Below are 12596 nucleotides of genomic sequence, written 5' to 3'. Positions count from 1 at the left end.
CTACGCTTCCGCACAGATCACCACGTGCCGTGTTTATGGATCCCGGTCTTTCGCTGACGCGAAAACCGGGATGACATCTGTTTGGTGGCTAGCTTAGCGGGAGCGGATCGGCCCGGTGCGGTCGTGAACCGGCGTGGGCACTGGGCAGCCCGAGACGCGGCGGTCGACGGCATATTCCAGGTTGGCTCGGGGCAGGTCGCCTAGCTTCTCCGGTGCGCTTCTCACGTTGCGAGCGGTGCGCTGCACGCGGCTTTTGCACCACTCAGGCACAGCGAACGGGTTGCGGGGATCGGGCGCCGTGAAGGTCCGTGGCAGCACCCGAATGGTCGCGGTGTGCGCCGGCAACGTCGGCTGGGCGGCGGCCACCTGGGCGGCGAGGAGTAGAGCGATCATCTCGATGCCTCCTTTCGCGTATCTGGCGCGGAAGCTGCCACTTCAACCGGCCGGGGCCAAGTTAAGTTTCGGTACGCTTCTGCTGCACCAGCCGGCGCCAGGAGACGTCGGAGCCGGGGTCGCGGCCCATCTCGACGCAGGCGAAGCCCTCGCGGGCGTAGAAGGCCTGGGCCCGGCGGTTGGGCTCCTGGACCTTCAGGGAGACCGGGCCGTCGGCCACCGAAACGATGTGGTCCAGCAGGGCCTTGCCGACCCCCTTTCCGCGGGCGTCCACGTAGAGCGAGTGCAGGAAGTTCTGCGGCCGGAAGAAGCCTGCCACCCCGACGATGCGGCCGTCCTCGACCGCGACATAGGTCTCCTCCTCGCGGGCGAAGCGGAGGAAGTCGGCCTTGTCATGCCGGTCCTTGGGCAGCCAGGTGAAGGTCTCGCGCAGGACGCGGACATAGAGTTCCGCGCAGTCGGCCAGCTCGTCGGGCCGGGCTTCGCGGACCTCCAGCGTCACGCTTAAGCCTGCATCGTCCAACCTTCGACCCCCATGGCCGCCTGCCGCAGCGCCTCGGAGCGCGTCGGGTGCGGGTGGCAGGTGCGGGCCACGTCCTCGGACGCGGCGCGGAACTCCATGGCCACGCAGTACTCGCCGATCATCTCCGAGACCGCAGGGCCGATCATGTGCACGCCCAGCACCTCGTCGGTGGCGGCGTCGGCCAGCACCTTCACGAAGCCCTCCGTCTCGTGGTTGATCTTGGCGCGGCTGTTGGCGGTGAAGGGGAACTTGCCGGCCCTGTAGGCCCGGCCCTCGGCCTTCAGCTCCTCCTCGGTCTTGCCGACCGAGGCCACCTCCGGGGCGGTGTAGATCACCCCCGGGATGATGCCGTAGTTCACGTGGCCGGCCTTGCCCGCGATGGTCTCGATACAGGCCACGGCTTCCTCTTCGGCCTTGTGGGCGAGCATCGGGCCCAGCGTCACGTCGCCGATCGCCCAGACGCCGGGGGCGGAGGTCTTCCAGTGGTCGGCGGCGATGAAGCCGCGCTTGTCGGTCTCGATGCCGACGCTCTCAAGGCCGAGGTCCTTGGTGTAGGGCCTGCGCCCGATGGCCAGCAGGACGTAGTCCGCCTCCAGCTCGTCGGCGGCGCCGCCGGCGACCGGCTCCATCGACAACGTCACCGACTTCTTCCCGGCCTGGGCGCCGGTGACCTTCATGCCGAGCCTGAACTCGAAGCCCTGCTTGGTGAGGGTCCGTTGCAGGGTCTTGGCGAGCTCGTTGTCCAGGCCAGGCGTGATCCGGTCGAGGAACTCCACCACCGTCACCTTGGCGCCCAGCCGCTTCCAGACCGAGCCCAACTCAAGCCCGATCACCCCGGCGCCGATCACCACCAGGTGCTTCGGCACCTCCGGGAGAGACAGCGCGCCGGTCGAATCCACGATCCGCTGCTGATCCACCTCCACGCCCGGCAGCGGCGCGGGCTCCGAGCCGGTGGCGATGACGATGTTCTTGGCCTCGAGGGTGGTGGTGGAGCCGTCCTCGGCCTTCACCTCGACCTTGCCGGTCCCGCCGATGCGGCCCCAGCCCTTGATCCAGTCGACCTTGTTCTTCTTGAACAGGAACTCGACGCCTTTGGTGAGCTGGGCGACGCTTTCGGCCTTCTGCTTCATCATCTGAGGAAGGTTGAGCTTCGGCGAGACGTCGATGCCGAGGGTCGCGAACTCGCCCTGTGCGGCGGCATAGAGCTCGGAGGCGTGCAGCAGGGCCTTGGACGGCATGCAGCCGACGTTGAGACAGGTGCCGCCCAGCGTGCCGCGGCCTTCCACGCACGCCGCCTTCAGGCCGAGCTGCCCCGCCCGGATCGCGGCGTTGTAGCCGCCGGGGCCGCCCCCGATGATGACGAGGTCGTAGGTGGTCTCAGCCATAGGTCTGCCTGTCCCAAGAAGTGGGGGCGCACCCTATTCGCGCAAAGGCCGAGGTCAACCGGCTGGGGAATTCTCGTCGCCATCGGCCAGCTCGCGACGCTTGCGGAACGGCAGGATCAACCAGCCCAGGAACCCGGTGGCCGCCGCCAGCACCACGGCGCCGAGGGTGAACACCGCGACCTCGTGAGGCCGTGTCTCCAGCGGCTCGCCGCGGGCCTCGCCGATCAGCGCTGTAGCCGCCTCGGCCTCCTCCTCAGGCACCCACAGGCGAAACCCGCCCATGGCGAGCTGGAGATAGGCCTCGGTCTGGCCCCAGTTCTCGTTCTGCAGAAAGACCGGCACGCCATAGGCGCGCAGCGCAGAGGCGGCAGCCTGGGCTTCGGTGAGGTCCAGGAACCGGGCGACTTCCACCAGGGCCATGGTCCCAGCGTCCGCCGGCCGGCGTCAGATGTCGAGCAGCAAGCGCTGCGGGTCCTCGATGGCTTCCTTGACGTGGACCAGGAAGGTCACCGCGCCCTGGCCGTCGACGACGCGGTGGTCGTAGCTGAGGGCCAGGTACATCATCGGGCGCACCACGATCTGGCCGCCGATCACCATCGGCCGCTCCTGGATCTTGTGCATCCCCAGGATGCCGGACTGGGGGGCGTTCAGGATCGGCGTCGACATCAGCGAGCCGTAGATGCCGCCGTTGGAGATGGTGAAGGTCCCGCCCTGCAGGTCCTCCAGCGCCAGCTGGCCGTCGCGGGCCTTCTTGCCGAGGGCGCCGATGGTCTTCTCGATGTCGGCCAGCCCCATGGCGTCGGCGTCGCGCACCACCGGCGTGACCAGGCCGCGCTCCGTGCCGACGGCGACCGAGATGTCGTAGTGGTTCTTGTAGATGATGTCCTGGCCGTCGATCTCGGCGTTGACCTCGGGCACCATCTTCAGGGCGTGGACCACCGCCTTCACGAAGAAGCTCATGAAGCCGAGCTTCACCCCGTGGCGCTTCTCGAACACGTCCTTGTACTGGTTTCGGACGCCCATGACCGCCGACATGTCCACCTCGTTGAAGGTGGTCAGCATGGCGGCGTTGTTCTGGGCCTCCTTCAGCCGGCGCGCGATGGTCTGGCGCAGGCGGGTCATGCGGACCCGCTCCTCGCGCTCGTGCACCTCGCGGGGCGCGCTCGGGGCTGGCGCCGGCTGAGGCGCCTTGGCGCGGGATTCCAGAGCGGCGAGCGCGTCGCCCTTGGTGATGCGGCCATCCTTGCCGCTGCCGGGGATGGCGCCGGCGTCGAGCTTGTTCTCCGCCACGATTCGCTGGGCGGACGGGGCCAGCACCGCCTCCGACTTTGCCTTCGACGACGGGCTGGTGTCGGGCACGGCGGCCGAGGTGGGCGGCGCCTTGCCGGGCATGGTCTCGGGCTGCAGCTCGCCGGCCGGGACCGGCGGCGGGTTGGAGGTGGGCGCCGGCGCCGCGGTTTCCTTCGCGGGCTTGGCGCCGCCATTGGCCTTCGGGGCGACAGCCGCGCCTTCGGAGATGCGGCCGAGGACCGCGCCGGGTTCGACGGTGGCGCCTTCTTCCGCCGCGATCTCGGAGAGCACGCCATCGGAGGGCGCGGCCACCTCCAGGCTGACCTTGTCGGTCTCCAGCTCGACCAGGATCTCGTCCTTGCGCACCGCGTCGCCGGCCTTCTTGGTCCACCGCGCCACCGTGGCTTCGGTGACGGACTCGCCAAGGGCGGGGGTCATGATGTCGGTCATGGACGGCTTCCTAGTCTCTTACACACACAAAGTCAGCGGCGGGCGGCGTTGAGGCGGTCGGGCGTTCAGGCGAAGGCTTCGGTGAGGAAGGCCTCGAGCTCCTTCTGGTGGCGGCTCATGAAGCCGGCGGCCGTGGAGGCGGAAGCCGGGCGGCCGACGTAGCGCGCGCGCTTGGCCTTCACGTTCAGCCGCTCCAGCGTGAGCTCCAGCCAGGGATCGACGAACATCCAGCCGCCCATGTTCTTGGGCTCTTCCTGGCACCAGATCAGCTCTGCGTTCTTGAACCGCTTCAGCTCGTTCGAAAGCGACTTCAGCGGCCATGGATAGAACTGCTCCAGGCGCAGGATGTAGACGTCGTCGCGGCCGGTCTTGGCCCGCTGCTCGATGAGATCGTAGTAGACCTTGCCCGAGCAGAGGATGACGCGGTTGATCTCCGCGTCCGGCTTCAGGGCGATGCCGCCCACGTCGCAGCCGGCCTCGGCGCCGTCCACCATCACGCGGTGGAAGGACGAGCCCTCCGCCAGGTCGACGAGGTTGGAGACCGCCCGCTTGTGGCGCAGCAGGCTCTTCGGCGTCATCACGATCAGCGGCTTGCGGAATTCGCGCAGCAACTGACGGCGCAGGGCGTGGAAGTAGTTGGCCGGGGTCGAGGGGTAGACGACCTGGATGTTGTCCTCGGCGCAGAGCTGCAGGAAGCGCTCGAGACGTGCGGAGGAGTGCTCCGGCCCCTGGCCTTCGTAGCCGTGCGGCAGCAGCATCACCAGGCCGCTCATCCGCAGCCACTTGCGCTCGCCCGAGACGATGAACTGGTCGATGACGACCTGCGCCCCGTTGGCGAAGTCGCCGAACTGGGCTTCCCAGAGGGTGAGGGTGTTGGGGTCGGTCAACGAGAAGCCGTACTCGTAGCCGAGCACCGCCTCTTCGGAGAGCGCTGAATCCAGCACCTCAAAGTGCGCCTGGGTCGGGCCCAGGTTGCGGAGCGGGAAGAAGACCTCCTCGGTCTTCTGGTCGATGATGCCGGAGTGCCGCTGGGTGAAGGTGCCGCGCACGCTGTCCTGGCCGGAAAGGCGCACGGGGTAGCCCTGGTCCAGCAGGGTGGCGAAGGCCATGTGCTCGGCGGTCGCCCAGTCGATGTCGGACTGCTTCTCGAGCAGCGCCTCGCGGCGGGCGTCGATCACCCGCTGCACGGTCTTGTGGACGCTGATCCGCTCGGGGACCGTGGTGATCTTGCCGGCGAGGTCGATGAGCTTCTGCTTGGGGACACCCGTGGCGTGGCTGTCGTCGGCGCCGGGCAGCTTCAGGCCCGACCACTTGCCGTCCAGCCAGTCGGCCTTGTTGGCCTTGTACGACTTGCCGGCATCGAATTCCTTGTCGAGGAAGTCGTTGAACTCGGCGACCCAGCCGTCGACCTCTTCCTTGGTCGTCACGCCCTCGCCGACCAGGCGGGTCGTGTAGAGGTCGCGGACCGACGGGTGGTCCTTGATCTTCGCGTACATCAAGGGCTGCGTCATCGTCGGGTCGTCGCCTTCGTTGTGGCCGAACCGGCGGTAGCAGAACATGTCGATGACCACGTCCTTGCCGAACAGCTGCCGGTACTCGGTGGCCACCTTGGCAGCGAAGGTGACGGCTTCCGGGTCGTCGCCGTTCACGTGGAAGATGGGCGCTTCCACCATCAGCGCCACGTCCGACGGATACGGCGAGGAGCGGCTGTTCTTCGGGCTCGTGGTGAAGCCGATCTGGTTGTTGACGATGAAGTGCATCGTCCCGCCGACGCCGTAGCCCTTCAGGCCGGAGAGCGCGAAGCACTCGGCGACCACGCCCTGGCCGGCGAAGGCGGCGTCGCCGTGCAGCAGCAGGGGCAGCACGTGCCCGCGGCCCGCCGAGGGCTGCTCGCGCAGGGTGAAGGCCTGCTTGGCGCGCGCCTTGCCGATCACGACGGGATTGACGATCTCGAGGTGCGACGGGTTGGCGGTCAGCGACAGGTGGACGGTGTTCTGATCGAACTCGCGGTCCGAGCTGGCGCCCAGGTGGTACTTGACGTCGCCGGAGCCTTCCACGTCGCTGGGCAGCGAGGAGCCGCCTTGGAACTCGTGGAAGATCACGTGGTAGGGCTTGCCCATCACCGCGGCGAGCACGTTCAAGCGCCCGCGGTGCGGCATGCCCACGATGATGTCCTTCACGCCCATCGCGCCGCCGCGCTTGATGATCTGCTCGAGCGCCGGGACCATGGCTTCGCCGCCATCGAGGCCGAAGCGCTTGGTGCCGGGGAAGCGGCGGTGCAGGAACTGCTCGAAGCCCTGGGCCTCGATCAGCTTCTTGAGGATGGCGATCTTGCCTTCCTTGGTGAAGGCGATCTCCTTGTCGCGGCCCTCGATGCGCTCCTGCAGCCAGGCCTTCTCCTTGGGATCGGAGATGTGCATGTACTGCACGCCGACGTTGCCGCAGTAGGTGCGGCGCAGGATCGCCAGGATCTCGCGGATCGTGGCGGTCTCCAAGCCCAGCACGTAATCGAGGAAGATCGAGCGGTCGAAGTCGGCCTCGGAGAACCCGTAGGTGGCCGGGTCGAGCTCGGAGGCGTCGCCGGGCGTGGTGGCGATGCCCAGCGGATCGAGATTGGCCTTCAGGTGGCCGCGCATCCGGTAGGCGCGGATCATCATGATGGCGCGCAGGCTGTCGAGGGTGGCGGCGCGGACCTCGTCCTGGCTCGCGCCCGGCTGCGCGCGCTCGGCGATCTTGGCGCCCACCTTGGCTTCCACCGCGGGCCACAGGCCGTCGATGGCGCTCATCCACTCCGGACGGGCCATGGGGGCGGAAGGTTTGGTCCACGCGGGCTGGGCGGCGGCGCGCTTCACCTCCTCGGCGCGGTCCGACAGCTGGGCGAAGAAGGCGGCCCAGGACGGCTCGACCGAGCCGGGGTCTGACGCCCAGCGCGCGTAGAGCTGTTCGACGTACTCGCCGTTGCCGCCGTAGAGGAACGAGGTCTCGGCGAGCACCTCGTTGATAAGACCTGCGTCGTCCGCCATGTCGTCCGCTTTCCCGGCGGGACCGCGGAGCTTCTCTACTGAAGGAGCCGAGCGCGGACCGCCCTTACACTAGAACTTTGGTCAGGCGCCTTTCAGCACCTCGACGAGAGTTGTGCCGAGCGCCGCCGGCGACGGAGAAACGCGGATGCCCGCTGCCTCCATCGCGGCGATCTTGTCCTCGGCCCCGCCCTTGCCGCCGGAGATGATCGCGCCCGCGTGACCCATGCGCCGCCCGGGCGGCGCGGTGCGTCCCGCGATGAAGCCGACCATTGGCTTCTTGTTTGGTGAATTCTTGATGAATTCGGCCGCGTCCTCCTCGGCCGAGCCGCCGATCTCCCCGATCATGATGATCGACTCCGTCTCGGGGTCGTCGAGGAACATCTGCAGCACGTCGATGAACTCGGTGCCCTTGACCGGGTCGCCGCCGATGCCGACGGCGGTGGTCTGGCCAAGGCCCACCTGGGAGGTCTGGAAGACGGCCTCGTAGGTAAGCGTTCCGGAGCGCGAGACAACGCCCACCGAGCCCTTCCTGAAGATGTTGCCCGGCATGATCCCGATCTTGCACTGCTCCGGCGTCAGCACGCCGGGGCAGTTGGGGCCGATCAGCCGCGACTTCGAGCCGGCCAGCGCCCGCTTCACCTTGACCATATCGGCCACCGGGATTCCCTCGGTGATGCAGACGATCAGCGGCACCTCGGCGTCCACGGCCTCCAGGATGGAATCGGCGGCGAACGGCGGCGGCACGTAGATGACGGACGCGTCCGCGCCGGTCTCCTTCACGGCCTCCATGACGGTGTCGAACACCGGCAGGTCCAGGTGCTTGGTCCCGCCTTTGCCGGGGGTCACGCCACCGACCATCCTGGTGCCGTAAGCGATCGCCTGCTCGCTGTGGAAGGTGCCCTGCGCGCCGGTGATGCCCTGGCAGATGACGCGGGTGTTCTTGTCGATGAGGATGGACATTCTTAAGCGGCGCCCCGGACGGCCTTGACGATCTTTTCCGCGCCGTCGGCGAGGTCGTTGGCGGAGACGACGTTCAAGCCCGACTTGGCGATGATCGCCTTGCCCTGCTCGACGTTGGTGCCTTCCAGGCGGACGACCAGGGGGACCTTCAGGCCCACCTCCTTCACCGCTTCGACCACGCCCTCGGCGATGATGTCGCAACGCATGATGCCGCCGAAGATGTTGACCAGGATGCCCTTCACGTTGGGGTCCGAGGTGATGATCTTGAAGGCTGCGGTCACCTTCTCCTTGGACGCCCCGCCGCCCACGTCGAGGAAGTTGGCGGGCTCGGCGCCGTAGAGCTTGATGATGTCCATGGTGGCCATGGCCAGGCCCGCGCCGTTGACCATGCACCCGATCTCCCCGTCGAGGGCGATGTAGGAGAGGTCGTACTTGGAGGCCTCGATCTCCTTCGGGTCCTCCTCGGTCTCGTCGCGCAGCTCGACGATGTCCTTGTGGCGGAAGAGGGCGTTGGAATCGAAGCTCACCTTGGCGTCGAGCACGCGCAGCTGGTCGTCGGCGGTGACGATCAGCGGATTGACCTCCAGCATGCTCATGTCCTTGGCCACGAAGGCCGCATAGAGCTGCGTCAGCAGGATCCGCGCCTGCTTGGCGAGGTCGCCCTTCAGGCCGAGCGCCTGGGCCAGCAGCAGGCCGTGGTGCGGCCACACGCCGGTGACCGGGTCGATGGTGAAGGTGGCGATCTTCTCCGGCGTGTCGTGCGCGACCTCCTCGATGTTCATGCCGCCCTCCGTGGAGGCGACCACCGAAACGCGGGAGGTTTCGCGGTCCACGAGGAGGGAGAGGTAGAACTCCTTGGCGATCTGGGCGCCTTCCTCGATGTAGAGGCGGCCGACCTGCTTGCCCTTCGGACCCGTCTGGTGGGTCACCAGCACCCGGCCCAGCATCTCCTCGGCGTTCGTGCGCACCTCATCAACGCTCTTCACGACGCGGACGCCGCCCTTCGCGTCGGGACCCAAGCCTTCGAAGCGGCCCTTGCCGCGGCCGCCGGCGTGGATCTGCGACTTCACCACGAAGACCGGCCCCCCAAGCTTCTCGGCCGCCTGCACGGCCTCGTCGGGCGTGAACGCGGGATAGCCGCGCGGGACCGCCACGCCGAACTCTGCGAGGACGGCCTTGGCTTGGTGTTCGTGGATGTTCATGAGGAGAGCGGGCGCGCTTTTCAGGCTTCCTCGCCCGGGCGGCGAGTGGGCGCGGTTATAGGCGCCGCACTCCCCTATGACAACCGCGTGAAGCCTCGAAAAAGCGCCGCTTTTCCGCGGTTCGCCGCGCCTCAGCCGAAGAACAGGCGCCACATCAGCCGGCCGGGCAGGAAGGCCAGCCCACCGGCCAGGAACATGCCGCCGAAGTACATCCCCGTCATGGCGCCGCGGTGCGCGGCCACCTTGTGCCGGCGCGCCGCGTAGAGGGCCGCCGGCAGGGCCACGATCACCCAGCCCGAGATGGCGTGCACGAAGCTGAACCCGCCTTCGTTGATCTCGCGGATGAACAGCGAGCTGACGGCCACCGTCCCCATGGCGATCGCCCAGGTCCAGCCCAGCGTCCGGTGCGGCAGGGTCCCCTTGGGCCCGAGCAGCAGGACGGCGCCGACGACGAAAGCAATGGCCACGGAGACGAGGTGGAGCTGGATGGCCGGCGGCTGGGCGGCCAGCAGCGCCAGGTCGGGGGCGTGGGGCCGGGCCGACGCAGCGATCCGCCCGACGCTGTCCACCCCGCCAGAGGCGACCACGGAGAAGGCGGCGATGGCGGCCCCGAGGCCCAGGCCGATCATCAGGTTGCGGCGGCGGGCGGCCGGCGCGGCGGTGGTGTCCGACATGGCGATCTCCTTGTCCGAAGCAGTCGCCGACCCATGCCGGGGCTTCGCGTCCCGTGCAGCCGCGCTTTCATGAATCGCCGCGGCGGCTTCGCGGACGCCATTCGCGCTTCGTGGACCGGCGCCTTCTCGCGCCGCGCCAATCATGTTCACCTCCCCGTCGTGAGCATGGCGAACGAGCGCAGCGGAATGGACTGGGGCCCCTGGAGCGACTGGCGGGGCTGGGCGCGCGGCATGGGTGTGTCGGTCGTGGTCGGCGTCTTCCTGTCGCTGGCCGGCGCCTTCGGCACGGACGAGCTGCCGATGCGCATCCGCGTCCCCTACTGGGTCGGCCTGCTGGCGCTGGGCACCATCTGGGGGGCTATGGTCGCCCGCCTGCTGCTGCGTCCGCAGGAGCGCAAGGGCCGCTGGCTGCGCGTCGCGCTCACCGCCGTCGTCATGTCCGGCCCTTTCACCTTCGTGGTGGCGACCGCGAACCGCCTGCTGATGGGAGAGGACCGCACCCTCGCCGACGCCGGCGCCCTCTTCGCCGTCGTCACGGTGATCTCGCTGGCGATGACCACGCTTAACGTGCTGATCGAGAGCCGCCGTGCGCTGGTGGCCGCCACGCCGCCCGCGCCGCCGAAGTTCCTGGAGCGCTTGCCGCTGAAGCTGCGCGGCGCGGAGGTCTGGGCCGTCGAGGCGGAGGACCACTACCTGCGGCTCCACACCTCCAAGGGCCAGGACCTGATCCTGCTGCGGCTGGCGGACGCCATCGCCGAGCTGGAGGGCATCGAGGGCATGCAGGTGCACCGGTCCTGGTGGGTCGCCCGCGACGCCATCACCGACGCCAAGCGGGCCGACGGGCGCGCCACCCTGACCCTGAAGGACGGCTGCCAGGTGCCGGTGAGCCGCACCTACGCCGCCCAGCTGCGCGAGAAGCGCTGGATCTAGCGCCCGCGCCGCGCCATCCACTGCTCGCGGCTCTGCCCCCAGACCTGGACCGGCCAGTTCAGCGGCGGCGGCAGCACGGCCTCGCGCAGGATGGTCGAGCCGAGGCGCCGCGCCACCGCGTGGGAGTTCACATTGTCCTTGTCGATGGTGTGGATCACCTCGTCCCAGCCCAGCGCGTCGAAGGCCCAGTCGATGGCCGCCGTCGCGCCCTCGGTGGCGTAGCCCTTGCCCCAGCAGTCGCGGACGATGCCCCAGCCCACCTCCGTGCCCGGCCAGCCCTCCGGCTGCCACGGCCCCAGCCGGCCGACCCAGCGGCCGGTCTCCTTCTCGATGACGCTGAACATCGAGAAGCCGCGCACCACCCAGGCGCCGGTCATGGTGCACATGCCGCGCCAGGCGCCGGCGCGCTCCTGGGGCCCGCCCAGGTGCCGGTTGGTCTCCTCGTCGGCGGCGAACTGCGCCCAATCCTCGAAGTCTGCGGCGATCGGCGCCCGCAGAATGAGGCGATCTGTCTCAAGCGTAGGAGTTGGAATTTCCACGGTCTTCGTCTCATTTAGCGGCGGGAGAGAGGCCGAAGTGGGGGCTATAGCTTTGCCGTGGGCGCGGCAAGCGGGCCTTGAGCATCGGTCTTCGGGGGGCTGACCTCGGGAAGGATCGGCCCAATGGCGAACGAGACCTCTAACGAAGGCGGCGGCGAGGCCCGCGCGCGCAGCAGTTCCGCGCCGCGCCAGGTGCTGCTGGCGGGCATCGCCGGCGCCTGCCTGCTCGGCGCGGGCGCCGGACTGTGGGCCCGGCCGGCCGACGAGGACCAGCAGAAGCCGCCCGTGGCGGCCAAGGCTGCGCCTGCGCCCCAGCCGCGCGGCAAGCTGGAGATCGTGCTCAGCGACCCCGCCGATCCGTTCGCCAAGCCTGCGGTCGCAACGGCCGCCGCGATCTCGGGGCCTGCGGTGTCGGCCGAGATCATGGCCCAGCCGGCCGCCGCATCAGCCGCCGCGCCCTCGCTGCCGCCCACCCGGCCGCCCGAAGGCCTGATGCGCGTGCAGGATCTCGATCCCAGCGTCCTGGAGATCGACCGCGCGCCCGACGGGAGCCGCAACGCGGCGAAAGCCGAGAAGACCGAGAAGGCGAAGGCCGCGAAGCCCCGGCTGGAGAAGGCGAAGCTCGCCAAGGCCAAGGCCGAGAAGCTCCGCGTCGACCGCGCCAAGGCGGAAGCGGCGAAGAAGGCCTCTGAACTGAAGGTCGCCAAAGCTCCGAAGCCGCCGAAGGAGATCGTCACGGCCGAAGAGGCCGGCATCGAGGTGTCCGACACCCGCCAGCCGGGCCGGCTCAGCCGGCTGAAGAGCGTGATCGCCAAGCCGTTCAAGGCGCGCAAGGCCGACGAGGCCGAGGCGGAGGTCGCGGCTTCGGAGATCGCCAGGCCGGCGAAGAAGACGGCGGAGAACGTCAAGCTCGCCAAGGCCGAGACGCCGAAGAAGGCCAGGACATCCGGCAAGCGCTGCGTCTCGTCCGATCCGGGCGAGGCCATCGTCTGCGCCGACCCGGCGCTGGCCGCCGCCGACCGGCAACTCGCCCGAGCCTATCGCGACGCCGAGGCCGCCGGCGTGCCGGCCTGGCAGCTGAAGCAGCAGCAGCAGCGCTGGCTCGCCGCCCGCGCCGCAGCGGCGCGCGAGGCGCCCTGGGCCGTGCACGACGTCTACCTGGCCCGCATCGCCGAACTCAACGACATGTCCAGGGACGCGCGCGGCGGCTACTAGCAACTGCGCCTG

The 12596-nt window shown here is 69.0% G+C and carries 12 protein-coding genes; 2 read left to right on the top strand and 10 right to left on the bottom strand.

What is annotated here, in order from left to right; all coding sequences use genetic code 11:
- Positions 1 to 93: 93 nt before the first annotated feature.
- From VIL76_RS14705 to VIL76_RS14665, 9 genes are all read right to left on the bottom strand, one after another.
- Positions 94 to 393, bottom strand: coding sequence for a hypothetical protein (locus tag VIL76_RS14705; RefSeq protein ID WP_332045783.1), 300 nt, complete (start codon positions 391 to 393; stop codon positions 94 to 96).
- Between the two features lie 61 nt (positions 394 to 454).
- A complete protein-coding gene (locus VIL76_RS14700) occupies positions 455 to 895 on the bottom strand; it encodes a GNAT family N-acetyltransferase (RefSeq protein ID WP_332045782.1) in 441 nt (146 codons plus the stop codon).
- Positions 896 to 897: 2 nt separating this feature from the next.
- Positions 898 to 2301 carry a dihydrolipoyl dehydrogenase gene (lpdA, locus tag VIL76_RS14695; RefSeq protein WP_332045781.1) on the bottom strand — a complete coding sequence of 468 codons (1404 nt, stop codon included), beginning with the start codon at positions 2299 to 2301 and terminating at the stop codon, positions 898 to 900.
- A 54-nt stretch (positions 2302 to 2355) separates the two neighbouring features.
- Positions 2356 to 2721: a putative signal transducing protein gene (locus VIL76_RS14690; RefSeq protein WP_332045780.1), complete on the bottom strand. Its 366-nt coding sequence runs from the start codon at positions 2719 to 2721 to the stop codon at positions 2356 to 2358.
- Positions 2722 to 2745: 24 nt separating this feature from the next.
- Positions 2746 to 4041, bottom strand: coding sequence for a 2-oxoglutarate dehydrogenase complex dihydrolipoyllysine-residue succinyltransferase (gene odhB, locus VIL76_RS14685; RefSeq protein ID WP_332045779.1), 1296 nt, complete (start codon positions 4039 to 4041; stop codon positions 2746 to 2748).
- A gap of 65 nt (positions 4042 to 4106) precedes the next feature.
- Positions 4107 to 7064, bottom strand: coding sequence for a 2-oxoglutarate dehydrogenase E1 component (locus VIL76_RS14680; protein ID WP_332045778.1), 2958 nt, complete (start codon positions 7062 to 7064; stop codon positions 4107 to 4109).
- An 81-nt stretch (positions 7065 to 7145) separates the two neighbouring features.
- Positions 7146 to 8024, bottom strand: a complete 879-nt coding sequence (sucD, locus tag VIL76_RS14675; RefSeq protein ID WP_332045777.1) for a succinate--CoA ligase subunit alpha — start codon at positions 8022 to 8024, stop codon at positions 7146 to 7148.
- Between the two features lie 2 nt (positions 8025 to 8026).
- Positions 8027 to 9226: an ADP-forming succinate--CoA ligase subunit beta gene (gene sucC, locus VIL76_RS14670; RefSeq protein WP_332045776.1), complete on the bottom strand. Its 1200-nt coding sequence runs from the start codon at positions 9224 to 9226 to the stop codon at positions 8027 to 8029.
- A gap of 131 nt (positions 9227 to 9357) precedes the next feature.
- Entirely contained in the window at positions 9358 to 9900 is a 543-nt protein-coding gene (locus VIL76_RS14665; RefSeq protein ID WP_332045775.1) for a DUF2306 domain-containing protein, read from the bottom strand.
- Positions 9901 to 10086: 186 nt separating this feature from the next.
- Here VIL76_RS14665 and VIL76_RS14660 point away from each other — a divergent pair, with 186 nt between their 5' ends.
- Positions 10087 to 10830, top strand: coding sequence for a LytTR family DNA-binding domain-containing protein (locus VIL76_RS14660; protein ID WP_332045774.1), 744 nt, complete (start codon positions 10087 to 10089; stop codon positions 10828 to 10830).
- On the opposite strand, the gene VIL76_RS14655 is transcribed toward VIL76_RS14660, so the two are convergent.
- The gene (locus VIL76_RS14655) at positions 10827 to 11369 is read right to left on the bottom strand and encodes a GNAT family N-acetyltransferase (RefSeq protein WP_332045773.1); all 543 of its coding nucleotides are present in this window, start codon (positions 11367 to 11369) and stop codon (positions 10827 to 10829) included. The genes VIL76_RS14660 and VIL76_RS14655 overlap by 4 nt on opposite strands.
- A gap of 123 nt (positions 11370 to 11492) precedes the next feature.
- On the opposite strand from VIL76_RS14655, the gene VIL76_RS14650 reads away from it, so the two are divergent.
- On the top strand, positions 11493 to 12584 hold the full coding sequence (locus VIL76_RS14650) for a lysozyme inhibitor LprI family protein (RefSeq protein WP_332045772.1): 1092 nt from the start codon (positions 11493 to 11495) through the stop codon (positions 12582 to 12584).
- The last annotated feature ends 12 nt before the right edge of the window (positions 12585 to 12596 follow it).

The organism is Phenylobacterium sp. (genome assembly GCF_036563285.1).
Lineage (GTDB): Bacteria > Pseudomonadota > Alphaproteobacteria > Caulobacterales > Caulobacteraceae > Phenylobacterium.
This window is presented reverse-complemented; position numbering and strand designations above follow the sequence as displayed.